Source organism: Bacillus sp. Xin1 (genome assembly GCF_013314535.1).
GTDB lineage: Bacteria > Bacillota > Bacilli > Bacillales > Bacillaceae_G > Bacillus_A.
This window is the reverse complement of record NZ_JABUAE010000026.1, coordinates 15001-41281: the sequence shown is the minus strand read 5'-3', so window position 1 is coordinate 41281 and position 26281 is coordinate 15001. Positions and strand designations below refer to the sequence as shown.

General features: G+C 34.0%; 31 protein-coding genes and 1 pseudogene. 10 read left to right on the top strand and 22 right to left on the bottom strand.

Annotated features, from left to right (window positions below):
* Positions 1-128: 128 nt before the first annotated feature.
* Both HRG09_RS19585 and HRG09_RS19580 read left to right on the top strand, forming a co-directional pair.
* Positions 129-332 (top strand): DUF3896 family protein, encoded by a 204-nt coding sequence (locus HRG09_RS19585; RefSeq protein ID WP_000831893.1) that lies wholly within the window; start codon positions 129-131, stop codon positions 330-332.
* Positions 333-424: 92 nt separating this feature from the next.
* On the top strand, positions 425-1426 hold the full coding sequence (locus HRG09_RS19580) for an LLM class flavin-dependent oxidoreductase (RefSeq protein ID WP_174102543.1): 1002 nt from the start codon (positions 425-427) through the stop codon (positions 1424-1426).
* 64 nt (positions 1427-1490) lie between these two features.
* Here the strand turns inward: HRG09_RS19580 and HRG09_RS19575 are convergent, their stop codons facing one another.
* The 3 genes from HRG09_RS19575 to HRG09_RS19565 all read right to left on the bottom strand — a co-directional run bounded on the left by HRG09_RS19575 (position 1491) and on the right by HRG09_RS19565 (position 3745).
* On the bottom strand, positions 1491-2444 hold the full coding sequence (locus HRG09_RS19575) for an alpha/beta hydrolase (RefSeq protein WP_174102542.1): 954 nt from the start codon (positions 2442-2444) through the stop codon (positions 1491-1493).
* 304 nt (positions 2445-2748) lie between these two features.
* Positions 2749-3204 carry a DUF3939 domain-containing protein gene (locus HRG09_RS19570; protein WP_174102541.1) on the bottom strand — a complete coding sequence of 152 codons (456 nt, stop codon included), beginning with the start codon at positions 3202-3204 and terminating at the stop codon, positions 2749-2751.
* Positions 3205-3301: 97 nt separating this feature from the next.
* Positions 3302-3745 (bottom strand): Dps family protein, encoded by a 444-nt coding sequence (locus HRG09_RS19565; protein ID WP_174102540.1) that lies wholly within the window; start codon positions 3743-3745, stop codon positions 3302-3304.
* 239 nt (positions 3746-3984) lie between these two features.
* Between HRG09_RS19565 and HRG09_RS19560 the strand changes: the two genes are divergently transcribed.
* Complete coding sequence (locus tag HRG09_RS19560; protein WP_174102539.1) at positions 3985-5025, top strand: YkvI family membrane protein; 1041 nt, start codon at positions 3985-3987, stop codon at positions 5023-5025.
* 31 nt (positions 5026-5056) lie between these two features.
* On the opposite strand, the gene HRG09_RS19555 is transcribed toward HRG09_RS19560, so the two are convergent.
* The 4 genes from HRG09_RS19555 to HRG09_RS19540 form a co-directional block, all read right to left on the bottom strand.
* Positions 5057-5425, bottom strand: a complete 369-nt coding sequence (locus HRG09_RS19555; RefSeq protein WP_174102538.1) for a DUF3979 family protein — start codon at positions 5423-5425, stop codon at positions 5057-5059.
* A gap of 182 nt (positions 5426-5607) precedes the next feature.
* Positions 5608-5922: a hypothetical protein gene (locus tag HRG09_RS19550; RefSeq protein ID WP_174102537.1), complete on the bottom strand. Its 315-nt coding sequence runs from the start codon at positions 5920-5922 to the stop codon at positions 5608-5610.
* A gap of 157 nt (positions 5923-6079) precedes the next feature.
* Positions 6080-7129: a ribosome small subunit-dependent GTPase A gene (gene rsgA, locus HRG09_RS19545; RefSeq protein ID WP_174102536.1), complete on the bottom strand. Its 1050-nt coding sequence runs from the start codon at positions 7127-7129 to the stop codon at positions 6080-6082.
* Positions 7130-7307: 178 nt separating this feature from the next.
* Positions 7308-7835, bottom strand: a complete 528-nt coding sequence (locus HRG09_RS19540; protein ID WP_174102535.1) for a DinB family protein — start codon at positions 7833-7835, stop codon at positions 7308-7310.
* Between the two features lie 199 nt (positions 7836-8034).
* On the opposite strand from HRG09_RS19540, the gene HRG09_RS19535 reads away from it, so the two are divergent.
* The 3 genes and pseudogenes from HRG09_RS19535 to HRG09_RS19525 form a co-directional block, all read left to right on the top strand.
* Positions 8035-8382 (top strand): DUF4257 domain-containing protein, encoded by a 348-nt coding sequence (locus HRG09_RS19535; protein WP_174102534.1) that lies wholly within the window; start codon positions 8035-8037, stop codon positions 8380-8382.
* Positions 8383-8466: 84 nt separating this feature from the next.
* Positions 8467-8691: a hypothetical protein gene (locus HRG09_RS19530; protein ID WP_174102533.1), complete on the top strand. Its 225-nt coding sequence runs from the start codon at positions 8467-8469 to the stop codon at positions 8689-8691.
* Between the two features lie 118 nt (positions 8692-8809).
* Positions 8810-9010 (top strand): annotated as a pseudogene (locus tag HRG09_RS19525) (ArsR/SmtB family transcription factor); the annotation flags it as partial.
* Between the two features lie 40 nt (positions 9011-9050).
* Here the strand turns inward: HRG09_RS19525 and HRG09_RS19520 are convergent.
* Both HRG09_RS19520 and HRG09_RS19515 read right to left on the bottom strand, forming a co-directional pair.
* Positions 9051-10001 carry a S8 family peptidase gene (locus tag HRG09_RS19520; protein ID WP_174102532.1) on the bottom strand — a complete coding sequence of 317 codons (951 nt, stop codon included), beginning with the start codon at positions 9999-10001 and terminating at the stop codon, positions 9051-9053.
* A gap of 194 nt (positions 10002-10195) precedes the next feature.
* Positions 10196-12076: an FtsX-like permease family protein gene (locus tag HRG09_RS19515; RefSeq protein ID WP_174102531.1), complete on the bottom strand. Its 1881-nt coding sequence runs from the start codon at positions 12074-12076 to the stop codon at positions 10196-10198.
* A 269-nt stretch (positions 12077-12345) separates the two neighbouring features.
* Here HRG09_RS19515 and nadE point away from each other — a divergent pair, with 269 nt between their 5' ends.
* Complete coding sequence (gene nadE, locus HRG09_RS19510) at positions 12346-13164, top strand: ammonia-dependent NAD(+) synthetase (protein WP_174102530.1); 819 nt, start codon at positions 12346-12348, stop codon at positions 13162-13164.
* Positions 13165-13261: 97 nt separating this feature from the next.
* Here nadE and HRG09_RS19505 read toward each other — a convergent pair whose 3' ends face one another.
* From HRG09_RS19505 to HRG09_RS19490, 4 genes are all read right to left on the bottom strand, one after another.
* Positions 13262-13723, bottom strand: coding sequence for an NUDIX hydrolase (locus HRG09_RS19505; RefSeq protein WP_174102529.1), 462 nt, complete (start codon positions 13721-13723; stop codon positions 13262-13264).
* 26 nt (positions 13724-13749) lie between these two features.
* Positions 13750-13947, bottom strand: coding sequence for a DUF4083 domain-containing protein (locus tag HRG09_RS19500; RefSeq protein ID WP_174102528.1), 198 nt, complete (start codon positions 13945-13947; stop codon positions 13750-13752).
* A gap of 127 nt (positions 13948-14074) precedes the next feature.
* Positions 14075-15235 (bottom strand): transglutaminase domain-containing protein, encoded by a 1161-nt coding sequence (locus tag HRG09_RS19495; RefSeq protein ID WP_174102527.1) that lies wholly within the window; start codon positions 15233-15235, stop codon positions 14075-14077.
* A gap of 207 nt (positions 15236-15442) precedes the next feature.
* On the bottom strand, positions 15443-16195 hold the full coding sequence (locus tag HRG09_RS19490; RefSeq protein ID WP_174102526.1) for a YwqG family protein: 753 nt from the start codon (positions 16193-16195) through the stop codon (positions 15443-15445).
* Positions 16196-16427: 232 nt separating this feature from the next.
* Here HRG09_RS19490 and HRG09_RS19485 point away from each other — a divergent pair, with 232 nt between their 5' ends.
* Positions 16428-16568, top strand: coding sequence for a YjcZ family sporulation protein (locus HRG09_RS19485; protein WP_000540417.1), 141 nt, complete (start codon positions 16428-16430; stop codon positions 16566-16568).
* Positions 16569-16656: 88 nt separating this feature from the next.
* Complete coding sequence (locus tag HRG09_RS19480) at positions 16657-17622, top strand: patatin-like phospholipase family protein (protein WP_174102525.1); 966 nt, start codon at positions 16657-16659, stop codon at positions 17620-17622.
* Positions 17623-17719: 97 nt separating this feature from the next.
* Here the strand turns inward: HRG09_RS19480 and HRG09_RS19475 are convergent, their stop codons facing one another.
* The 5 genes from HRG09_RS19475 to HRG09_RS19455 all read right to left on the bottom strand — a co-directional run bounded on the left by HRG09_RS19475 (position 17720) and on the right by HRG09_RS19455 (position 21410).
* Positions 17720-18031: a hypothetical protein gene (locus HRG09_RS19475; RefSeq protein WP_174102524.1), complete on the bottom strand. Its 312-nt coding sequence runs from the start codon at positions 18029-18031 to the stop codon at positions 17720-17722.
* Positions 18013-19035 (bottom strand): anti-sigma factor, encoded by a 1023-nt coding sequence (locus tag HRG09_RS19470; protein ID WP_174102523.1) that lies wholly within the window; start codon positions 19033-19035, stop codon positions 18013-18015. The genes HRG09_RS19475 and HRG09_RS19470 overlap by 19 nt, the downstream gene beginning before the upstream one ends.
* On the bottom strand, positions 19025-19525 hold the full coding sequence (locus tag HRG09_RS19465; RefSeq protein WP_174102522.1) for a sigma-70 family RNA polymerase sigma factor: 501 nt from the start codon (positions 19523-19525) through the stop codon (positions 19025-19027). Before HRG09_RS19465 ends, HRG09_RS19470 begins: the two co-directional genes overlap by 11 nt.
* Before the next feature lie 197 nt (positions 19526-19722).
* Positions 19723-19890, bottom strand: coding sequence for a DUF3933 family protein (locus HRG09_RS19460; RefSeq protein ID WP_174102521.1), 168 nt, complete (start codon positions 19888-19890; stop codon positions 19723-19725).
* 68 nt (positions 19891-19958) lie between these two features.
* Positions 19959-21410: an aminotransferase-like domain-containing protein gene (locus tag HRG09_RS19455; protein WP_174102520.1), complete on the bottom strand. Its 1452-nt coding sequence runs from the start codon at positions 21408-21410 to the stop codon at positions 19959-19961.
* Positions 21411-21529: 119 nt separating this feature from the next.
* Here HRG09_RS19455 and HRG09_RS19450 point away from each other — a divergent pair, with 119 nt between their 5' ends.
* Positions 21530-22141, top strand: coding sequence for a LysE/ArgO family amino acid transporter (locus HRG09_RS19450; protein ID WP_174102519.1), 612 nt, complete (start codon positions 21530-21532; stop codon positions 22139-22141).
* 221 nt (positions 22142-22362) lie between these two features.
* On the opposite strand, the gene bcbE is transcribed toward HRG09_RS19450, so the two are convergent.
* The 4 genes from bcbE to HRG09_RS19430 form a co-directional block, all read right to left on the bottom strand.
* Positions 22363-23616: a bacillibactin exporter BcbE gene (bcbE, locus tag HRG09_RS19445; RefSeq protein ID WP_174102518.1), complete on the bottom strand. Its 1254-nt coding sequence runs from the start codon at positions 23614-23616 to the stop codon at positions 22363-22365.
* Between the two features lie 241 nt (positions 23617-23857).
* The gene (locus HRG09_RS19440) at positions 23858-24064 is read right to left on the bottom strand and encodes an alpha/beta-type small acid-soluble spore protein (RefSeq protein ID WP_174102517.1); all 207 of its coding nucleotides are present in this window, start codon (positions 24062-24064) and stop codon (positions 23858-23860) included.
* Between the two features lie 225 nt (positions 24065-24289).
* Entirely contained in the window at positions 24290-25132 is an 843-nt protein-coding gene (locus HRG09_RS19435) for a sugar phosphate isomerase/epimerase family protein (RefSeq protein ID WP_174102516.1), read from the bottom strand.
* A 150-nt stretch (positions 25133-25282) separates the two neighbouring features.
* Entirely contained in the window at positions 25283-26263 is a 981-nt protein-coding gene (locus tag HRG09_RS19430; RefSeq protein WP_174102515.1) for a DUF6005 family protein, read from the bottom strand.
* Between the last annotated feature and the right edge of the window lie 18 nt (positions 26264-26281).

The following is a 26281-nucleotide window of genomic DNA, read 5'->3' as shown; positions in this document are numbered from 1 at the left end:
AGCATAGTAGAACAACACATCATATTTCTGAATATTCACTAATAATTCACAGAGATTTGCTCTCATTCGATCTTTCTTATCATATAATGAAAATATAGATAGGAAATGTAAGGAAAGGATTGATTCAAATGAAACGTACTTACGACTATCTTGAAACAAAAAAACATTTGGAATTGAAAAAACAACTATTATGTAAAAAATTATTAAATGTAAATTTAACTGAAGAGGATCGAAACCAAATTAAGATGGAGATCGATAACTACGACTATATTTTAACTTTAGTGGACATGAATCATTATGAACGAGGAATTTCTCATAATAAGCGGATGTGAAAACATTCGCTTTTTTCTTTGAGCATTTCTTTACGCATTTTTCGTAAGTAAATATATAATAGAATGTACATTAAGATAGAGAGGTATATTCTATGATAAAATTAAGCGTATTAGATCAATCACCTATTTCTGATGGCAGTACAGCAACTGAAGCTTTTTCCAATACAGTAACACTTGCTCAAGAAGTAGAAAAACTAGGATTTACTCGTTTTTGGGTATCTGAACATCATAATTCTGTCAGTTTAGCTGGTTCAAGCCCTGAAGTACTCATATCTCATATTGCAGCGAAAACAAATCATATCCGCATTGGCTCTGGCGGCGTTATGCTTCCTCACTATAGCTCATACAAAGTAGCTGAGAATTTCCGGGTATTAGAGGCACTTTACCCGAATCGAATTGACCTTGGCGTAGGTAGAGCACCAGGCGGTATGCCAATTGCAACACGCGCGTTACAAGAAGGAAAAATGCTTTCTCTCGATCAGTATCCCGAACAAGTACAAGATGTGGCAATGTACCTACATGATAAAGTTCCTGAAAATCATCAATATGCCAATCTAAAAGCTTCACCTGTCATTCCTACTGCACCTGAAATATGGATGCTTGGATCCAGTGGAGAAAGTGCAATGATTGCAGCAAAACAAGGAGCTGCTTTTGCCTTCGCTCAATTTATTAACGGCTATGGTGGCCCTGAAGTTATGAAAGCTTATCAAGAACAATTCCAGCCATCTTTCTTAGGAGACAAACCAAAATCAATTGTTTCTATTTTTGTTGTTTGCGGAGAAACAATTGAAGAAGCTGAAAAAATCGTGTCTAGTCTAGACTTATCAATTCTATTATTAGAACAAGGAAAGCGTACAACTGGTACTCCTTCCATTGAAACAGCACAAAACTATCCTTATAGTACCTATGACCTGTTCCGCATCAAAGAAAATCGACAACGTATGATCGTTGGAGATCAGACACAAGTAAAAAAACAAATCATGGAATTGAGTAAAGCATATAACACAGAAGAATTTATGATTGTAACCATCACTCATCAATTTGAGGATAAATTAAAATCGTATCGTTTATTAGCAGAAGCTTTTCATTTATAATATACAAAAAAGAGTGCATCACCGCATCACCCTATATGACGCACTCTTTTTTTACCTAAATTTTTTATAAATCTGTATCCTCAATGTATCTAATTGCTTCTTGTAAGATTTCTTCAAAATTCTCTGGATAATCATGCTTTAAGCCTTCTATAACTTTATATTTATACGCTATATTTTTCTTTTTTAATAATGCCACAAATTTCTGTGTACATTCAAAGCAATCTTCATCCTGATCTCCACAAACAATATATCCTTTGATACCTCTATCTTTTAATGTGTTCAGCAATTTTTCCCACTCTTCAACTTCAGGGAGCCACGGTGCTACAAAAATAAATCCTTTTACTTTTATATTTTCTTTTAATATTGTATGTAGCGCCACCCTTGCACCAGCAGAAAATCCCCCGATAATTGTATGGTCAAGCTCACCATGATTGTTCGCTATAATACTTTCATAATGTTCCTTTAACTCACGGGACCCTTTTTCTACATGATCCCACACATAACCTTCTGAAAATTGAATTTGAGAAGACTGCGGCAATGCTAACAAATAACCATGCGGTACAACCGATTGCCAATATGGTGCTGCTATCTTCATATTTTCTTGATCGCCATGCAATGAAATGAATAAATTGTTATAAATACCGCTATTTCCTTGTATCAATTTCAAATGAACTTGTTCAGACTTCTTTGCTACTTCTTCCCTCTCTTTACAAAGCTGAACCATCTGATGAAATTCTTCATGTTTATGGAGAGGTTTCAAATCATCGTCCGTCATTAAATACTCATAGCCATACCAAAATTTATTTTCTATAATCGCTTCTTTCATTATATGTAAAGCTTCTTTCTCAAGCCCTGATGCACTTGCTAATGCATATTTAAAATTATACAGTTGAGCTTTATTACCACTAGTTACTTTATCAGCGTTTTTTGTAATATATTGATACGCTTCTAAACTACCATTCTTTGTATAACATTCTAAAGTTCCATTCAACAAACCAATATAAGTGATGTTACTCATCCATCATTTCCTCCCGTAACTTTTTTAAAATATAAACTTCGCTAAAAGCTTTTGTACCATCCTAAGGTTTCGGCAGATGAGTACTATTATAGTCTGCCTATCTATTAATAGTGACTTCCTCTATCCTTAGGACACCGTTTGTTAATTAGATGATAATTTTTCATTATACATCACTCTTTTCTGCTACTCTCTTATTATTCAATCACCTTTAGACAGATTAATCAATCTATTCGGAATTATATATTTCCATTTAAATTTCTTATAAACAAAAAAAGACAACAATATATAAATTGTTGCTTTCATGTTAAACAATATTCTTTTTACTCTTATCTGGTTTACTTGAAACTAAATAATGTTTCTCTGAAATATATAAATTTCTTTTTAATACACGATCTAGATATGGTGCTAGTTTCAATCCACATATGAGACGATTCTCATCTTCTTCTACAATAGGAAACATTTCTTTTTCTGTCACATATTGATCTACTGCTCTTTGCACAAGATCAATCTCTTTTACAAGCTCCAAATTTTCTGCTGTATGATCAAATACCTCAAGCGTTTCCTTCGTTATAATGAACGTATTTGTAGGAAATGCTGGTAAATACGGCTTTAACAAATCATAATTCACTGTATAGTCTTCATTGACTAATACTGTATAAACAATATTTGCATTTTTTTCAAGAAATTGAGCCATCGCTTGCTCTAATTCATCTTTCGTAATTGACCTCTCCTCTTTTCCACTTTTGAAAAAGCGAAACATTGCATCGCCTCCTTTTTTACTATATTATACCATAAAAAGAATGCTTAAAAATCATAAAAAAACCTATTGAAAGAATTTTCAATAGGTTTTTGATATCTTATTTTAAGAATGCACTTAACATCCAAACATGTTGTTCTAATGTTGTATGAATAGCTAATAACATATCTGCTGATGTTTCGTCTCCAGCCTCATCTGCTACTTCCATACCTTCTTTTAACTCTTGAATAATCGCTGAAAAATCATTTACTAATGCTTGGACCATTTCTTCAGCTGATTCCTTACTTGAACCTTCATGTACTGTCGATGTTTCTAAATACTCTTTCATTGTTGCTAATGGTTTTCCTTCTAACGCCAAAATACGCTCTGCTAGTTCATCAATATACGTTGCTGCTTCTGTATAAAACTCCTCAAATTTTTCGTGTAATGTAAAAAAGTGTGGACCTGTTACATACCAGTGATAGTTATGGAGTTTTACATATAACACATTCCAGTTTGCTACCTGCTTGTTTAATACTTCAACAACATTCGTTTTTGTACTCATTCAATCCACTCCTCTTATTACTTTATAATTATTCTCTTTTGATAATACAGTCTTATTGTACCATAAATTCCCTACTCGTCCAAATCATCCGCTTATATGTAACAAAGTTGCAACAACTTTAATCATTCCCTATCGTTGAAAATCCATGCCTCTTTCTTTTACTTCATATGTCTAATTGTCCAAACTCACACATATACATAATAATAGGTCAAGCTCATCATAGTAGAAAGAGGGATTGCATGGATAATCAGCAATGGCAAGTGGCTAAAAAAGTTGCTGCTACTTATATTGGGACTGTCGTCGGAGCTGGATTTGCAACAGGACGAGAAATTGTTGAATTTTTTACGATTAACGGATTATACGGCACAATTGGAATATGCATTAGTGGCATTTTTTTTATTTGGCTAGGTACAAAGATGATGTTACTTTCCTCACAAATTGGTGCATTTTCTGCTCAGGAATTTAACAGATATTTGTTTGGTGATGTATTTGGAAATGTGATAAACACTTTGTTATTACTCGTTCTTTTTGGTGTAACAAGTGTTATGTTATCAGGTGCAGGTGCTGTATTCGAGGAACAACTTCGTCTCCCACGACAACTCGGTATTTTCATTACAGTTATCGCATGTATCATCATTGGTAGCCGAGGATTGCAAGGTGTATTTGAAGTAAATACACTTGTCGTACCAATTATGATGATTTTCATTATCGGACTTGCTATTACAACTTTTATTCATGGCACAACACCTATCCTAAACATTGTTCCTACAGAAGACTGGAATATGAAATGGGTAACAAGTCCACTTACATATGTCGCCTTAAATCTTTCTCTCGCCCAAAGTGTCCTCGTACCGCTAGCAAGTGAAGTAAAAGATCCAAAAGCTATCCTATGGGGCGGAATTTTAGGAGGAGCTGGACTATGCTTTATTTTATTATGTAGTCATTTAGCCATATTATCTGTTGACCAATTTTATCAATATAACATTCCTATGGCTGAAGTAGTAAGAAGGTTTAATGCTACTTTTCATTTCTTCTTTGTCCTTATTATTTTCGGAGAGGTGTTTACCACATTAGTTGGAAATGTATTTGGGATGACAAAACAAATGCAATCTATCACTGGTTGGAAAAGCAACAATATTGTTTATTTTATTTTATTAATTAGTTATGCCTTTAGCTATATTGGTTACAGTGAACTTCTTCACATCCTGTATCCAATCATCGGATGGGTGAGCATTATTCTACTTCCAATAATCGCATATAAACAACTAGAAAAAACATAGCAAAAAGCATCCGTTATGTACGGATGCTTTTTCACTCACAATCTTCACAGACTTCCCAATATAGCCCCATTTCCACTGCGAGAAATGGTTTTAATTGTAACCGAATCATTCGGCTTGGCATACGCTCTAATACAAATTGGACTCCGTCTTCATCCTCTTCTAACTCGGTTTTTAAGATTGCTATTCGTTGTATAGTTGTAATTGGATGACCCTCTTTATATAAAGTAATTCGTAATTCATCATATTCATTAAAAAACAATTCTACACTCATACGTTCTGCTGATACACTATTGACAATTGAATACTGACCATTTTTTTCTTGGATTACATATTTCCAGCTATTTTCCCCCTCTTCGATTGGAGCAGCTTGAAATAATGACATCAAATCCTCGTATAGCATAAGATAACCCCTCTCTTACTAAAAAACAATGAGTATTTTGTATACCCTTTTTCTCTATCACTATCAAGCATATTGTACCATATATCACTCCTCTTTCCTTATTCATCTGCCTAATAACTTTTCCACTATAATCGAAATTCACAAAAATAAAACAGGGATGACGTTATCATCCCTGTTTTTCATTACAATACTTTTCCTGTCGCAGCTAAAGCTAATACCACTATTAAGCTTGCAAAGAGTAATGATACAATAAAACTAAAAATTGGTAATGTTTTCTTTTCATTCTTTTTAAACAATAGTCTTAAACTAATAATGATATTTAATGGCACAAATATGAAATAAAAATATTTAATAAATTGCATTGCACCACCCGAGCTATTAAAAAGCGTTCTGATTACAAACACTTCAATTAAAAAGATAAGAAAAAATGAAATACTTAACCAAAATGAGGCATAGCTAAGCCAAGAATGTCTTTTTTTTCCCCAGTACACTCCCATAATCTTCTCCTTTATACATAGTTCTACTTTACAACAATTATACACGTATACAACAAATCCCTTTATTTTTCGACGATAATTTTCTATTTTCTACTTACAAACAACAAAAAACCAAAAATATTTTATCAACTTTTGGTTTCCTGTCCTATTTCCTATTCTATTTTTTCCGATTCTGTTTCTTCATCTTTTTCCATTTCCCTCGTTCAGCACGTGCAAGTACCGGATCTTGTTTTCTCATCGCGTATGCAATTTCTTTTTGTAGTTTTTTATAATTTCTCAAGCGGTGCACTGCTAAAATCCCTTCTTCAATGGCGGATTGAACTGCACATCCAGGTTCATTTTCATGGTCACAATTTCGAAAACGGCAATCTTTTGCTAATTCTTCAATATCAGAAAATGTCGCATGGATGGCCTCGCTTCCTTCCCACAGTTGTAACTCCCTCATTCCTGGTGTATCAATCACTAAACCACCACTCGGTAATCGAAATAGCTCACGATGAGTCGTAGTGTGGCGCCCTTTACTATCCTCTTCTCGAACATCACCTGTTTTTGCAACTTCGCTTCCAATTAATGCATTTAGTAAAGTTGATTTCCCTACCCCAGAAGAACCCACTAAGGCAATCGTCTTTCCTGGAGCTACAAACTGTCGCAATGACTCAACTCCAATTTGTTGCAAACTATCAACTACAAAGATGGGAACGCCAATTGCTACAGCTTCTGTTTCCAATACCTTTTGTTCCAAATCACCGCAAAGATCACTTTTCGTTAAAACAATTACAGGCATTGCCCCACTTTCATAAGCTAACAATAAATATCGTTCAATTCTTCTTACATTAAAGTCATGGTTAAGTGCGTTTACTAGAAACAGATAATCAACATTTGCCGCGACGATTTGTTCAGCAGTTTTATCTCCAGCTGCTTGTCTAGAAAAAGAACTCCTTCTTGGAAAAACACTATGAATAATCGCTTTATTTTCCTCTTCCATTTTCTTTATATGCACCCAATCGCCAACTGCTGGATAATCACTTTTAACCAATGCTTCATGACGAAATTTCCCAGACAACTCAGCGATATACTCACCATCTTCGCACATAATTCGATACATATGTTTATGTTCTAATAAAATACGTCCTACTGCAAATCCCTCTAAAGACTCCTCTTCAAAAAAAGAATCCCATCCAAATAATTCTAAATAAATTTTATTCAAGTTTATATCCTCCCTATTTTGAGCCTAATGGAAGGATTATGCGCTCTTTACAAAGTACTGCCTTCTCCGTCCACCTTTGTATCTGCTGTTACATTCATATAAGTCATCACCATAATACATCACTCCGTTCTTATTTTAGTTAATCTCATTATATGTAATATTATTTTGAAAAGCTACTTTATTTTACTAAATTTTCAGTTATATACTTTTTTATCGTTCTTATTTGTCCACGATGGCTAATCTCATCCTCTAATACGTGGAACCATAAATAGTACTGATTATATATAACTCCGTTTTCCCATCTTCCTTCTGACATTAACCAGTCATCATCTTTTTCTTTTAAATATTGTAGAGACTCTTTCCTAATTTCATTTAAAATTTGTATGTAATATTGTATGTTATGTCCACAAATGTTTCTGCCGAACTCTCCTAAAAAAAGAGCATCCTCCCATATTTTCAGTTCTTCTTTTGTCAAATCACGATTTTGAAAAGAAATAAGCTGATGAACCTTTTCTATCGCAGCAATATGTTTTAGCAACGCACCGATAGAATTTCCATCATCGATTAAGAAGAAATCTAAATGTTCTACTGGTAAATCTTTTATTTCTTGCAATGTAACCGCTCTTGTATGCTTAAGCATACTAACAAGCTGCCCAATATTAGGCGTATAATCCTCTACACTTCTTATTCGGTAATCTATTTTCATGTTCTTATCCCCCTTCTCTATATTTATAATAATGAAAACTAATGTTATGTAATAGACTGAAATATATCAAAATTTTCTGTTATAACGAATTTGAACATACATATAGCCAAACCAAATTTTCTCAATATTTGTATATGGAATTGAAAAAGGAATCCATACAGCGGAATCCGAATTTTATATACTAAAAGGAGTGGATTTGATGGAGATGTATCAATGGCTATCTGCTGTTCTCATTGGTGGTGTTACTGGTTTCGTTTCCCATCTTATCAATAACCAAGGTAAGTTATTGCTTCCACGCCGCTTAAAAACATTTTTCCATCTTGGTTTTTTCACTGATATTTTAACAGGTAGTCTTGCTGCACTACTTGGACTTGTTTTATTCGATGCAACAACAGTAAAAGAAATTGTGAAGGTTTCTATTGTTACTGCCATCTCTGGTCAAACTTTTTTACTTCACCAAGCTCTTGGTGGTGAACAAGCAAAGAATACTCAAATCGGAAAAGCGGATGAGAAAATTCAAGAAATTGACAAATTATTACGACGTTAATATATACTTCATTTTAAAATTATTGTTATAATGTATAAAAATATTTCTGAATTGCGTCGTTTGTCAGAAGAAAGGGTGTTTCGTATGCCAAAAAAGAAAATAGAAGATTTCTTAACCGACTCTGAAAAAGGGGAACTGGTAGAAAACTATAAATGTTTACGAGCAGCCCGCACAAAACATGAAGCTAACCATTTTGGTGAAAAAGTCAATCACCTATTAGATAAAGCAAAAAAACGAATTATTGAAGAAGCAGGAATAGAGGATGAAAATGCTGCAACTGTTCAATCTAAACGAAAAGCACTGTTTTAGTAATGTGTCTAAAACAGTGCTTTTTTGTTTATTTCAAATTTTATAGCTTTAAGAAAAAGCCCCCTGCTTTTCTCCTACTCCTTTCTTCATATATCGTTCACTTTTTCTAAACACTAGTAATGAACAATCATGTGGTTCACTAAATATTCCTGTAGCAAAATCAATCTTATCCCATCATTTTAAAGTTTTACGTGAATCTGGTGTTATGTACACTCGTCTAGAAGGTACGCAACGCTTTGTTTCTATTCGAACAGAAGATTTAAATACTAGATTTCCCGGATTATTAGATACTGTCTTGCAGGCAACAGAACCGTACTAAAAAACATCTCATATCAATATGAGATGTTTTTTAGTAACAACTATTCTTTTAACAAATCTATTAATCCATTTCCTTCTGATGTTCGCTCATACCCTAAAGGTACAGTGCGTTTAATAAGCTGTGCATAAATTTCTGGCTCTGTTAACTTTCTATCATACTCTCTCTCACATTGCTTAATAAGCAGTGCTAATGCTCCAGCAATGTGTGGCGTTGCCATCGATGTTCCGCTTAATACTGCATATTTTCCTTCTGGATAAGTAGAGAGGATCCCTTCCCCTGGTGCAACTAAATCAATTTCTTGATTTGAATTACTAAAGCAAGCAAGTTTCCTTTCTAAATTTACAGCTCCTACTTCAATTACTTCTGAATAAGCTCCTGGAAAGTCTAATTCTTCCGTTTTATCGCTGCAATCTCCATTATTTCCTGCAGCACATACAACAAGCACATCTTGTTTCACTGCGTGTTGTATAACTTCATGTAACTCTGGAACATCTTGTGGTCCTCCAAGTGACATTGAAATGATTCGTACTCGTTCTTGGTTAGGTCCTCTCCAGCGCACTGCATAATCAATTGCCTCAATAATATGTTGATAGTTCCCAGAACCGTCCCCAGACAACACTTTTAATACTAGTAATTTAGCAAGCGGTGCAACACCTAGAACACCAACCCCATTTTCTGTTGCTGCAATTGTTCCTGCAACGTGAGTACCATGCCCATTATTATCAAGATAAATATTGGGGTTGCCTTCATAATCCTCAGTGAAGTTTCTCCCACCAATAATTCGATTTTTTAAATCTACATGATTCATATCACAGCCTGTATCTAATACTGCCACGACAATATCTTGTCCTTTTACACTCTTTTCCCAAACCTCAGGAGCATGAATCAGTTGTACACCTGGTGGAATTTCGTTTACTTGCTCAACTACTTTATCTACCGTAAACGGAATTAATTGAATACCTTTTTGTTTATTGGCCGTACTACTATTCATCTTAATCCCTCCTAAAAATATATTAATCTCTCCATGTGAATGCGCTTACACTTATTGATAACATTCGTTTTCCCGCTCCTATTTTCCTGCTTCATAATTTTTTCTCAATATAAAAAAACGCCTTTCACGTATTCTCACAAAAACAAAAATCTCCCAACATCATGTATTAGGAGATTTGTATGAACTACTATATATTAACTCATTCGTAATCTTTCTTTCAATTGCTTTAAATAACGTGATCGAATCAAGATAAAGTACGTAATTTGAATCCCTACAAAGATACTTAATACAATCGAATTTTCTTTTACAAGCGAATACTCAAACATTTGCCCTAAAGCGGTTAATGCAACCACACCATGTAATGTTGCAACACTAATTGGAACAAAGAATAATAATGCCAATCGAATTGTTACTACTTTTGCTAACTCACCGCTTGTTAACCCTATTTTTCGAATGGAATCAAATAAACGTTGGTCATCTTCTAAGTCAGAGAACAGACGGAAGTATAGAAAACTACCTGCACAAACAAAGAATACAATACCAATAAAGAATCCTACAAAAAAGATAGGTCCAGCAAATTGTAAAGCTTGATTTTCATCATATTCTGCCGCACTAAATCGTGAATGTTCTTGATAAGGTTTTATTTGATTTGTAAGTTCTTTTCCAGCTTCTATTTCATTTTTTGTTTCCTTTGTTTTATACAAATAATCTTTTACTTCTTTAAATCCATCTGGCAATAAATTATATTGGGCTTCTGAAACTACATATATATTTCCAGTAAGTACTCTACCAAGAGAAGATGAGTTTACTTTTTTCACTTGCAACGATTTGTTATCATTCGGTAATTCAATTGTTGTTCTCTCTTTTTTCGGTGGACCAGGTATTTCTATCGATAAAAATAGTACTGCGTTTTCAGTTAATATCTCCACCCGCTCCCCAGTTAACTTTGCATACTTTTTATAATCAGATTCTCTCACAAACGTCGCATCTCTTAATGATTGATTTTCGGTTTGCTTTGATACAATCTCCATTCTTTCAGCAGATATATGATGTTTCTTCAATGTTTGCTCAATAGTTTGTACATGCTGTGATTCATTTTCATTTCCTTGTTTAGAGTGATACTGAAATGCAATTGGTTGCTCCATGATTCCTTTTGTCATAGAAGCAAAACCTACTAATGTACCAATAGCTGAAAATGCTACAGTGGAAATAATCGTAACAATAAAGAACATTCGCGCGTTATCTCTCATACGATATGCTAAATCTGAGAGAGTAATAATATTTGTTCTTTTCCAAAAAAACCGTTTACTCTTCTTGCATGATCGAATAATAAATACGCTAAGTTGCTTATATAATAAATATGTTCCAATAGTAACAACTGTCGTTACAGGAATAAGCATAATAAATACCATAGCACCATGCGAGGTTAGCGCACCTACATATCCCGCACTAAGCAATAATACAGCTAATACTGAAGAAATAATAGATGCTTTTGGTTCAGGTTTTGCTTTTACCGAACCTCTAAATAGTTTCATAATTTGATTTTTACGAATTAATCCTGCACTAAAGAAAGAAATGATAATAAATAAGATAAAAAACATCGAGCTTGTTACAACAATTGCTGTCGTTGGCACATAGTATGAGAGAGACAAATCCACCTTTAATAATAAAGGCGCTACTACAACCATTACCCCTGAAAATATCATTCCACAAATAATCCCCGTAATAATAGCCGCAATCCCAATTATCACATTTTCAAAAAAGATAAGACGCTTTAATTGAAATTTCGTCATGCCTAACATCATCAAAATTCCTAATTCACGCTTTCTTGTTTTCAAAAACATTCCCATTGAATATAAAATAAAGAAAAAAGTAAAAAGATAAATAATAACTTGTGCAAACGACATACTTACAAATACATATTGACCTAACTGACTAGCACTTAATGCTGGATGAAATGCAAAAAATGAATAAACAAAAAAGGCCATAATTGCAAATGCACTACTTAAAAAATATGCTGAATATGTTCGTCTGTTTCGCGTTACATTACGAAACGCTAATTCCCTAATATTCATATTGTTTCTCCGCCCTTTCAATCACTTTATCGCTATCATAATAAAGCGCGGAAATACATGCCATCGATTCAAATGACAAAAACCTTACATTTTTGAAAGGTTACAGAAAAATTGATTAAACGAAGTGGTTTCTTTATAATAACTACATTCATATTCATACCTTCAACCTATTGTATATTCGTTAATTTTGCGAAATAATAAGAATGGAGATTTATGAATCAGTACATATATACTTATCGCTCGTTCTATATGAATAGGAGGAAAATATAATGACATTACAAGAACAAATTATGAAAGCACTACATGTTCAACCTGTAATTGACCCGAAAGCAGAAATTCGTAAACGAATTGACTTCTTAAAAGACTATTTGAGAAAAACGGGTGCAAAAGGATTCGTACTTGGTATTAGTGGTGGACAAGATTCAACACTTGCCGGTCGACTAGCACAGCTTGCAGTTGAAGAAATTCGCAATGAAGGAGGCAATGTAACATTCATTGCTGTACGTCTTCCATATAAAGTACAAAAAGATGAAGATGATGCACAATTAGCACTTCAATTTATTAAACCAGATCAATCTATTGCTTTTGATATCGCTCCGGCTGTCGATGCATTTTCTAACCAATATAAAGACCTATTAGGCGAATCGTTAACAGACTTTAATAAAGGAAATGTCAAAGCTCGCCTTCGTATGGTCACACAATATGCAATTGGCGGTCAACAAGGTTTACTCGTTATCGGGACAGACCATGCTGCTGAAGCTGTAACAGGTTTCTTTACAAAATTCGGAGATGGTGGCGCTGACCTTCTACCGCTTACAGGCTTAACAAAACGTCAAGGAAAAGCTGTATTACAAGAATTAGGTGCCGAAGAACGCCTTTACTTGAAAATGCCAACAGCAGATTTATTAGATGAAAAACCAGGACAAGCGGATGAAACGGAATTAGGTATTACATATGATCAACTTGATGATTACTTAGAAGGAAAAACAGTTACGGCGGATGTAGCAGAAAAAATTGAAAAACGTTATACAATAAGCGAACATAAACGACAAGTACCAGCATCGATGTTTGATAATTGGTGGAAATAATCATCAAAAGACAAGAGAAGCCAGTTTATATTGGCTTCTTTTTCTAGATTTTTGAAGCATTAATGTCTCATCACTAACACTATCCTTTTACAGTCCCTTAACGATATACAGCCACTCTCCCCTCCGAAATATCATCTAAACAATCTCGATGTTGTTCATTAAATAAAGTTGGCATTTGATCTAACGAAAAGAACTTCAAATCCAAAGTCTCTTCTCCGTCTATCTTTTTACTTCCGCCAATGATAGAGCATTTAAAGAACATTCCAATTGTCTGTGCCTGATCTCCATTTGGATATGTATGAAAATATTTCGTATATACACCAATAAACCCATCAATTTTTACAATATATCCCGTCTCTTCTTTTATTTCTCGAATTGCTGTTTCTTCAGCCGATTCACCAATTTCCATCGCTCCGCCAGGAAATCCCCAACCCTCATTATCACCTCTTTTTTGTAATAGTACTTCGCCCTTCTCATTAAAGACGCATCCCCCTGCAAAATTTAAAATAATATAGTCGTGTCCTACTTTTTCACGTATTTCTTTAATATAATTAGCCACTTTCTTCCTCCCCAAAACATCTATGGTTATTTTTTCTCCCTTTCAAGCAATTCAATTATTCTATCAATTTTTTCTTCTATACTTCTAGAACGAGTTTTGTTTACAGAAGCTCTTAATACTAGCCTTTTTACAAACAAAGTAAATGAGATACAAAATATAACAATTAGTCCGATTATCACACATAGGTAAGCGATTGCAAATACATCATTTTCAAACAAAGACATTCAGCACTCCCACCTTTTGTTTTTGATAATTTTACCATATTCTAACTATAAGCTATTCCTTTCCAATCATCACGAACAATCCACACACAAATACAAAAAGAGCACCTGTTATAGATGCTCTTTTTTATTAATACGTAAATGTGATTGTTGCTAATGAATAACCTGCCATCGCACTATACGGCGCAACTTGGTATGAAACTCGCTTCGCCCCTATTGGCCAAGAAATTTCATTTAATACTTTTTTTATATCTTGCATCGTTCCATCCATCGACTGTTTATAACGCATTTCTACTTTTGTTGGCTTTGCAGTAAATTGCTTCTGCAATTTCACTTTAAATTCATTATAATTTTCAGCCCCGTATTGCGACGACAGATAAATTAAGTTCGTATCCTTTAGCATTTTTTTGTACACTACTGCTTTAGGAGTACCTGTTTTTATTTTATCTGTTAATTCGTTATAGTAATTAGTTGATGCTTTTGGATACTTACTTCGATCCCATTCATGATCCTTTCCTAACTGCTCATCAGATATATTATAATACGAATACGTAACACGCCCTGCTTTATCTGGAACTGGATCATCGAATGTGGTATCGATATGATACCACTTATTCTCAATCTTTACTAAGTTCCATGCATGTGCCTGCCCATTCCCTTTCCCTGTTACAATATGCGATTGAATACCTGCTTCTTGTAATAATTGATAGGTTAATAATGTATATCCTTGGCAAACGGCTGAACGATTTACTAACGCTTCATATGCAGTATAAGCCTTATAAGACGTATCATATGAAACATGTTTCACAACGTAATCATGTATAGCTTTCACCTTTTCATGCTCATCCATACCAGGCTTCAAGGTAGAATTTATGATTGACTTAACTTGTTTTTTCACATATTGGGTTTGTTCTTTTGATTCACGATATGTAATTTTTAATGTAAATGTATAGTTTCCTGGTATCCCTCTTATGGAATACTTTGTGCCCGCTACATTATATTTTAAGTACTCATCTTTATCTACTATCTTCGTATACTCTTTATAGAGCGTATCCAGTACTTCCCTGCCATTTTTGGCTTTTGTTTTATACGTAATTGTAATATTTTCTTCGCCATTATCAATATGTTTTTTTAATTCTTTGCGGAAACCTTCTAAGAGTTTAGCATCTGTTTGCGTAACAGCAACTTTTGAGTTTGTAGCCGCGTAAGATACCGCTGGAACTTGTAAACCACCAATCAAAATCGTTGAACATAGTGCAACAGTTGTTATATATTTGTTTTGTCTTTTCATCTCATCTAGTCACATCCTTCTATTTAAATCATATGAAAGAAATGTCCATATATCTTTAAAGTATACAATACTTTTTCAAAAAGAAAATATGAGATTATACATATTTATTAATTGCTATTTTACTATTATTAAAGGGAATTTCGATAATATTTCAGAAAATATAAAAGAACCAGCAGTTCTTCCATTAGAAGTAACTACTGATTCTTTCTAACAAGTCTGTAATAAAACGCATGTATTTTCAAACCGATGATGTTTCAAATCATCATTATCAATACAGAAATATAACATTCCTAAATCTCCCCACATCATATTACAGTTTTGATAATCAGAATCGACTTGGAATAAGAGTGTTATATTGTTAACATTCGTACCAATGCATTCTCCAGCTTCTTGAAACACTTCTTCTTGAACGGAGAAAGGTTCACCCAATAATTGATGGTTATCATAATGATCTGGGATTAATTCCTCAAGTAACTGCAGAAAACGATCCGAATCTTCTTCGTCTTCAATAAAGAGCTCTGGCAACTTATATGTAAGTTCAAATAAAATTTCACATTGTGTAAATTTCGCTAGATTTCCATCCATTCTTTGTAATTGTTCAGTTGAGACATCGCAATACAGAACACATCCAGCCTCGTGCTGATTTATCTCTTCCTCAAAATGATTGCCGTAATAAAAGAAATATAACATCCCCTTCTCAGGAAGATTGTGATTCATACCCATATCTTGTAAATCAGTTAAATTTAATTGTGCAATAAAATCTAATGAATTCCCTTCGTAGGTTGGATATTCGAATGAAACCGGCACATCAGGAACTCCGCCCATTTTAGAGCTACCAATTGGAAGTATATCCATCTGCTTAGGAACCACTTTTATACAAGGAAATATAGTATCTATTAGTTCCTGTTTTAAATGTGCCAACTCATATTTATCAATTAACGACTCAATTTGTTTTTTCATAAATTCTCCTTACATCATGTACTTATTGGTATCTTCACACAAACATTGTACAACATTCATCACGAAAAATGAAAACAAATCAAAAACGGGCTTATCTCTAGGACGCGAATAAGTTTAAAACAGCATAGTATACAGTGTTCCTACAAACAAAATATTTCATCATCTCTTCTAGTAGATCCTCACATTGCTCATTCTGCTTCATTCCAACTTTTATGATAAGGAGGCATTCCACATGGGTTACGGATACGGTTGTGGTGGTTATGGATATGGCGGTGGAGGTTGCGGTTACGGTGGCTTCGCTTTATTAATCGTTTTATTTATCCTTCTAATCATCATTGGAGCTAGCTGCTGGGGCGGCTTCATCGGTTGCTAAGTACACTTGAACAACTATTGTAAAAAAGCACGTGAATGACGTGCTTTTTTACTACATAACAAATCCAATCTTTGAAAGGAATATTCTTATGAAAATTGATGGAGTTTTTGAAGGCGGCGGTGTTCGTGGAATTGCACATGTTGGGGCGGTTTGTGCCTTAGAAAAACAAGGCTATGAATTGAAGCGTGTAGCCGGGACATCAGCCGGTGCTATCATTGCAGCTCTTCTAGCAGCCGGTTACTCATGTACAGAACTAAAGGACATTATAAGTAACATGGATTACCATCAATTCACAAAAAAAACTTTACTTGATAAAATCCCTTTTGTAGGAAAAGCTTTAAGCGCATGGACGAAATTAGGGATTTATTCAAATGACTTTTTAGAAAAATGGTTAGAAGACCTCCTACAAAAAAAAGGAATCCATCATTTTAGTGACTTGTCTAATCCACAAAATTTAAAAATCATCGCTTCAGATATTAGCAATGGAAAAATGGTTATTTTCCCCGATGATTTACCAAACTATGGATTTACAAATCACGATTTTTCTATTGCAAAAGCAGTCAAAATGAGCAGTACCATTCCGTTTTATTTTGAACCAATAAAATGGAAAACACCTAAATGGAAACAACCTTGCTATATGGTTGATGGAGGTATTTTGAGCAATTATCCAATATGGATCTTTGATTGCAATTCCATCCCAAGCTGGCCTACTTTTGGATTTCATTTTGTAAAAGATAAAATTCAAGCTGAACCTGTCCTTTATGAAGAACCTATTTCTATGTTCAAAGGTTTATTTAAAACAATGATGCAGGCACACGATTTACGTCATCTAGACAAAGAAACAAAAGCGCGCACCATTACAATTCCAACCGGAAGCATTACGAGCACAAAATTTCAATTAACTACCGCTGAGAAAGAATGGCTCTATCAGTCTGGTTTTAACGCTGCCGAGAAATTTTTAAAGTCTTGGAATTTCAAAAGATATGTGAATCAATATCGGTGCGGAAATCGAGTTCGAAAAACAAATCAACAAAACCAAAGTCTAGATGCATAGCGCTCTGCAAATTTAATAATTTCTTCTCTTACTCATTTTCATTCTGTGCATTTTAAAATAAAAAGAGTGAACTTAAGATTCACTCTTTTTTACATGTTTACGGCGTAAAACTTATCATCCATCCTAACATATATCCTACTATAGCAAACAATAACATAAAGATAAATAAACTACATGCCCACAATGCATATTTTCGACTTTTACTTTTTGTAATCATACCTATGACTGAACACAACAATCCAGCTCCAACTATTTGTAGAAAACCTTCACCTAAAAATGTTTCTTGAATAAGCAATGTAATGTTCAAATACAATAACGCTAGAAAGGCAATAATTAATGAAATAATCCCCATCCACGTTTCTTGTTTATAAATATGACTCTTTCTTTTCTTTAAGAATGCCAATTCCATAATCTCGCTTCACCTACTTTCAATTTTCTAACTTTTTCATGGCTCATCAATTTTTCAACTTCTCCTTTAGGTCCAGTTACAACTGCCCCGTATGTTTTGATTCCGTTTTTTTCAAGGAAAGGAATACGCTTTGATAGCTCTAATGTTTTCGCTCTAGATAGCTTCACCGCTAAATTTTCATGCTTCTGTAATGACTTTAACACACCAATAAATTGTTCCTCATGAGGTGTTTCACTTAAAAATGGGCCATTTGGACTTGAAATCATATCTGCTGGAAAACCAATCGGGGCAACATACACACCCTCATCATTTTTTTGCTTCTCCTCTAGCCCTGTATTCACCGCATACCAAACAATATCAATATTAGGAAACATGTTCTTTACCTCTTGTATACTTAGTAATTCTCTAAAAGATACAAATGCTTCTACAACAGATTCTTGCGGAAGACCTTTTAGTATCTGCGCTTCTTCACTACTATTATAGGACACATTATAATTATTAGGATGAGAAAATACTTCATTATCTATATATTGAATTTCTGGAATTTTTTCATCTGTTGTATATTCACGGCTTACTTTCGTTGCTTTACTTAATAAGTAATATGTTTTCTCTTCTCCTATTCGAACATCTTTCTTTCCTACCCTTTTATACAAATCAAAATTCAGTTGTAAACTAAGCGGTAACAATGTTTGCTCCATGTCTCTTTCCTTCATAAATACATTTGGTTCCGTTACACTTAGCGTTTGTTTTACTACATTCCGTATCTCCATTACGTTTGTTGGTGCCAATACATAGTATGCGAGTGTAGATACATATAAAATAGGTTGAATAAGTAATAAAAAAGTAAATACAATCAAAACATTAGTAAGACGAGCTCGTTTTTTTCCTCTTTTCAACACTTGCTCCTGTTTTCCCTCAGGAAGAGAAGCCGTTTTTTGCTGAAGAGCTTCTTGTAGCAAGTCTTTATAATCTTCTTGTTCAGAATGAGGCTTATCATTTGTCATTTTGACTCTTTTCCTCCTTTAACAATTGTTGTAATCTCTTTCTCCCGCGAAAGATGTGACTTTTATACGTGTTTAACTTTAAATCTAATACAGAAGCACCCTCTTCGTACGTTAATTGATGTACGTCGCATAATAAAATAGCTTGTGCCTCTATCACTGGTAAAGTATGAATAATCTGAATTAATTTTTCATAACTATTTTTTGCGACTACATACTCTTCTGTAGATTCACCTGCTTGTATTGTCTCTAATTCCTCCGTTCCTACAAAAGCTATTTTTTTCTCTTTCCTCACAAAATCAATAAACGTATGATATGCCACTTTAAACAGCCATGATTTTACCTGTTGGTTTTCATAATCTTCTAGATAAAGATACGCCCGATAAAAAGTCTCCTGCATCAAGTCCTCCGCTACGTGATGGCTACGAGAAAGGGAAAATAAATACCGGTACACATCGTTTATATAAACCTTATATATTTCTTCAATTTCCATCCCCCTCCTCCTTTCATATATAACACGAATGAACGCGCTAAAAAGTTGCATGATTTTTCCTTTTTTATATTTTTTTCGGTCATTAAGAAAGTATCAACAATCATCTATTTTAATACTAAGTTTTAATTATAAATAAAATTTAAGATATTATGACTAACTTTAAACCTCTTAAAAAAGCTACCAAAATGGTAGCTTTTTTAAGGATACTGTAACCCCACCGCTTCTTCAGCAGTAACAACAACGTAGCGTTCCCCTGTTCTTAACCCTAATAATTCAGCTTTTTCAATCGCTTCTTGTCTCGTTTCTGCATAGGCAGCTAAATACTTGATTCCATCAATAACCTGACAAATGACATATTGTTTCATTTTTCTTTCCCCTTTTTCAGTTACTCGCATTTATAATATCATTTTTTACTTTTTAAAAAATATGATTATTATACTGCAAGATTCTTTATCAATCTTGCAACCTTTTCAATCCCTTTCTCTATATCATGTATTGAAGCATATGAATAGGAAAGACGTAAATATTGATTTGCATTTCTATCATACACATTTCCAGGATTGAGCAGAATTTTTTCTTGTAATGCTTTTTCAAACAACTCCCGCATCGAAATGTTTGATTTAATATGTAACCAAATATAAAATCCACCTGTTGGTATTTGCCAAGTTGCTACATCTCTACAGTATTTCTCTAGCATTTCGAGCATAAAGTCTCTTCGTTTTTTCAACTCAATTCGTATTTGCTGTATATGTTTCCCATATAACTCACTTGCAAACCATTCTGCAGCAGCTCGTTGTGATAACGAACTCGAGCCGTAATCCATTTGCATCTTTATATCCGCCAATCTTTTAATGACTGGTTCTGGTCCAACAACCCAGCCAATTCTTAAACCAGGACTAATCACTTTTGACATACTTCCAATATGTAATACAATCCCATTTGTATCATATGCCTTTAATGGTTTAGGCGAAGGCGAATCAAGCCATAAATCTTGATACACAGCATCTTCAATTATAGGTAATCCAATTTCATTACATACTTTTATAACTTCTTGCCTTCTTTGTTCATTCATGACAAGACTTGTTGGATTATGAAAAGACGGGATGGTATATAAAATAGAACCATTGAATTGTCTTTTATATTTTGAAATAAGTGATGGTTGAATCCCATGTTCATCCATTGGAATACCAAACAAACGCATTCCTGCAGACTGAAAAACATTGAGCGAGTATAAATATGATGGTTTTTCAAGTAAAATGGACGAGCCTTTGCGTAGAAGTCCCATCGAAATAAGCTGCAGTGCTTGAATTGCTCCCGAAACAATTAATATAGATGCTGGCGATGCAAGAATATCATATTTTTGCAAATACTTTGCTATTTGTTCTCTTAATTTGAAGTCTCCTCTTGGTTCCTCGTACCCTAAAGGGATTTTCCTATGGGAAAGTTCCTTCATGATTTGCTTCATTTTCTTCTCAGGTAAAAGCTCTGGTGAAAGTTCACCAGTACCTAGTCGGATGATATTGGGGTAAAATTCAGCTTGATTAATTTCTTGAATGGTCGGGAGATTCGGATAATAAATACCTGTTTCTACATAAGAATTCCAGTTGGGAGGAGGTGACAAAGTAGAAACACTCCATGTATCGTTTCTCACAATTGTCCCCCTTCTCCCCTTGCCTTCAATGAATCCTTGCGCTGCTAATTCATCTAAAGCCATTACAATTGTACTTCGATTCACTTCAAATGCATGAGAGAAAGCTCGCTGAGACGGTAATTTTGTACCAATCGTCCATTCTCCATTTATAATTTTCTCTTTTATATACTCCTCAATTTGTTTATATAAGGGAACCGGAGAGGATCCATTTGGCTTCCAATCAAATCGCTCCATATTATCACTCCACTTTTTTGGTTGGTTTGTTATCCAACCATATGGATGGATACAATTTTGATTTTCTTTTATACAATATACACTATCATATTTCAGCTATTTATATAGGAGGGAATGAAATGACTGAAGCAATCCTTCACGGAATGATTCTTGCATTTGGACTCATTATTCCATTAGGTGTACAAAATGTCTTTGTCTTTAATCAAGGTGCTAGTCAGCCAAATATTTTGCGAGCTATACCAGTTGTTCTAACTGCATCGATCTGCGATACAATTTTAATTTTGATTGCAGTACAAGGTGTATCACTGATGCTGTTGACCTTTTCATGGCTAACAACAACACTTTATGTAATTGGATTTTTCTTTCTCATTTATATGGGATGGATGATTTGGAAAAGTAATGCCACAAAAGAGACGATTGAAGCAAAAGCAATGACTATCAAAAAACAAATTATCTTTGCCGCCTCCGTTTCCTTATTGAACCCACATGCAATTCTAGATACAATTGGCGTCATTGGTACAAACTCTATTCAATATGTAGGCAGCGAAAAATGGGCTTTTACTTTCACAACAATTACAATTTCTTGGATTTGGTTTATTGGCTTAGCCTTTGTAGGAAGAATACTTGGAAAAGTTGATTCCTCTGGAAAGACAATTACAATTCTAAATAAAATTTCAGGGGTTATTATTTGGGGAGTTGCTCTTTATATGTTGAAACAAGTTATTTTTTAGAAAAAAGTATACTGTTTCAGTATATTTATAGGTAATTGTTAAACAATAATTGAAGTTGTATTTTATTTATACTGTTCACAAAAGGAGCCGTTACTTATATGGAATATAGCAAAGATTAGAAATTTATCCCTATGACATCCATCAAAAAATGAGATAGTAAAAAAATCTATTTGTAATGATTTGCAGATGGATTTTTTTACTATCTCTTATTAAATTTCAAATTAAGATGTAGGTTCCGGAATTGAATTTAAAGGTTTATTCTTCTTTTTAGGTTTAATCCATATAATTGTAATAATTGCTCCTGCAACTGCAAATATGCAGGTTAAGTAAAACACTTCATGATCTGTCCCCTTCATAAAGTAAGAATACAGTGGGGGGCCTGCCGCCACACCGATAAAGCGCATCGAACTATAGAAAGAAGTAACCGTCCCTCTCTGTTCCTTTTCAATCCCTTGTGTAATAAGTGCATCTAAACACGGTAAAGAAATGCCAATTCCCATTCCCATAACAACAAGACAAAGAATTAACAAATAAATTCCTTTTAAAAATAACGGAAATATAACAGACGCAGCTGCTAGTATAAATCCGACATATATACATTTCTTCATAACACCTTGATTATCACCAATCTTCTTCCCTGCCATGTATGAACTTATTGATAATACAAGTAATGGAATCGCGAGTATACATCCTTTCCATATTCCATGAATGTTGTATTTAGATTCTAATATGGTGGACAAATAAAAAAGAATCCCAAATAAAATAAGCATTATAATAGCACCTAATATAAAAATTGCGATTAACCATCTCCCCTTTTCTCGGAAAGTCAAACCAATTGATTGGATAAATTCTTTGAAAGGCGGCGCTTGTTTTTCTTGTTTTTTTGCTTTTACTAATAGTAATAATAAGGCGATAGCCACAGCACATAGAACTGGGATGGCCCAAAACGGCAAAAACCATACGACTGCTGCAAGGGCAGACCCTAATATTGGACTAAGAACTTTCCCAAACGTGTTTGACGTCTCAATAATCCCTAAACCAGTACTTACTTGTTTTTCATCTTTATATAAATCACCAACACATGGAATAACGACTGGCATTGCTCCAGCAGCACCTATTCCTTGAATTGCTCTTCCAATCAAAATCCATACATAAGGATTTTCAACTTTCCATGATACCCACCCTGTTATTGCGCCACCGATAGCTGCAATTAATAAACTTGGGACCATGACCATTTTACGTCCCCATCGGTCTGATAAATAACCAGCAATAGGAATTAATAAAATTGCTAAAACAGAATATATGGTAATAATCATAGAAACTTGAAAAGAAGAAATATGTAGTTTCTTTTCGATTGTTGGAAGGATTGGAATGAGCATTGAATTTCCTAATGTCATAACAAGTGGAACAGATGCAAGTGCAATTAAACAACAGTTCTCTTTTTTTAACATGTTGATTTCGAAACCTTTCATCATTTATTTCTTTCCATGTAGTAGCCCTGATGAAATTTAATTGTAAATTTCATCAGGGCTACTATATTTCATCTGCTTTTTAACTTATATAACAAAAGAAATTGGAGTATAACATAGCATTACTTCTATTCTTTCAATCCTTACAACAGTATATCCATGCTATAAAATGGAAAAATTCATTTTCACTTTAAGAAAACAATAAAAAAGAAAGGAAGAAGTCTTCCCTTCTTTCATACAGCTTACATTAACGAGTATACCCGCCACCAAGCTGTTGTTCTGCCATAGCTACAAGACGTTTTGTGATTTCACCGCCTACAGAACCATTTGCACGAGAAGAAGTGTCAGCACCAAGTTGCACACCAAATTCTTGAGCAATTTCATACTTCATTTGATCAAGAGCTGCTTGTGCTCCTTGTGATACTAACTGATTAGAATTACGATTTCTAGCCATTTCCGTTCACCTCCTTTACATATTAAAATGTATAGATTTCAAAAAAAAAATACATGGTAAATTATGGGTTTGTTTTTCGAGGCTATTTTTAAATACACTTACATTTTGAACTCCTAAAAAAGAGTCTCGAAAAACGAGACTCTTTTTGTATCAATTCTACTATTATCTTTGTTCAAAAACGAAAATATTACATTTCATCACACTAACGATAGAAAATGTTTCACTTTATGGAGTCAATACTGTCAGTTGCTTTCTTCTCAACTGAATAATTTCTTCTCGTAATACCTCTTTTGCATCATATCCAAACCATTCTAGTGAAGCAAAATGTTCCGTACCTTGAATTTCTCTTATGATTTCTTCGTAGTTTACAACCCCTTCAAATAACGGAACCATCCCTTTTCGACTACCAGCTGAAGCGTATACATTATTCGGCTCAAAGACATCTAAATGAACAGCCGAAGATATATTTTTCATATGGTAGTGCTGTACCCACGGTTTTAACTGACGATAACTTTCTACTGGATCCGTACCAGATTCCCACATATGGAGAAAGTCGAGATTAATTTTTAAATATGGGTGATTCACTTCTTCTAGTAATTGTAGAGTTGAATCCAAACAATCTGTTAATGTATTCGGATGTGTTTCCAATAGCACGTACATATTGTGTTGTGCAAATAAATCACAAATCATGCGAATTCGTTTCACATATTCCTGACGTTCTTCTTTTGTAAAACTGTTGCTTCGTTTTTGTCCAGCAAATGTACGAATCTTATTTGTATTACACCAATTCGCTAGCGCTGCTAATCTCTCTGATTTTTCCATTGTTCTCCCAAAATCTGCTGACAATGAAATATCTAAATAATCACTTATCATTGTGATTTTTAAATTTTTATTTTCCAAAAAATCTAGTTGTTCTTCTGTCACTTTACGCTCTTGCCCATATAAATTTTGTGCATGAATTCCCCATAGTTCAATCCCTTCAAATCCGTTCTCATAGGCAAATTGAACAATATCAGTAAATGAAATTAGCTGATGGCGAAACGAAATAGTACATAACGAATATTTCATACATTCAAACCCCTTTATCTCAAATTCAATGATGGTTGTTTATCCCGCTAGTTGTGGACAGTAACACTCCCACCTCAAAATTCAGCGAAAAGCAAAGAAGTTTGGTAGGAGATGAACTGTCCGTAAAAGCCTATTGATTAAAATTTCACTTTATAAAGTGACAGACTGATTTATTCTTATCTTTTTCCATGCTACAAACTGTCTCTCTAACTCCTGCTTAATCGCAAATTCAATCTCATTCATCTCATTTAATTTTTCAACTATTGATGATAACATCTCTTTATTTTTTGTCATTGCCATTTTTATTACTTTATACTGTACATTTGTAAATCCTTGTACGATATCTTCTACTCGGTCACACCAATAATCAAATTCTGTTTCAGAGTATTGTAATGTTTCACGAAAATATGCAAATGCATGTTCATAACTATATTTACGAATGGCCAATACAGGTATTTGTTTCACTGCTGCTATTAGTTTAGAAAATTCCGCTCCACCTTCACCATTTACCATTCTTATGACCAAATCTTTTAATTTCATCGTTAATTCATTGTAATCCCTTTTGAATGTCTCAACAAAATAACTTTCTACTGCTTCCTGAGAAGGCTCTCGAACAGCCTGTACATCAATGAAATATCCTCCACCAAACGGATTGTTTTCAATGGAATGAATCACTTTATCCTTTGCCATATTTCCTTCCCAGCGAAAATCCGGATCCAGCATAAACCATTCATCTTCTTGATTTGTTTTTGATATCATTAAATAGTGTGGGAATGGTTTTTGATGGAATTTATTTTCCCTCTCTGGCAATAATGACATATCTACCATTACAATGACATATCGATTTTCTGGCTTTGTTTCTACTAACTCTAAAAAGGTCTCTACATTCGTTTGTTTCTCTTTTGAATGATCGTACCATTCATTTACTTTTATTCCGTATAGTTTTTCATACCAATGTAAGTAACTGTCATGGCTAATATTTTCAGAATGATAAGAAATGACACCTTCCTCTGTTATATCAAAATCTCCATCCCATAAACCAAAGTAAAAAGGTCGAAAATCTATATCACTACGTCTTTTAATAATTTCACAAAAACAACTCACTAAACAGTGCACTTTAATTGAAGTCATTTTCTCACCCGTTTTCTA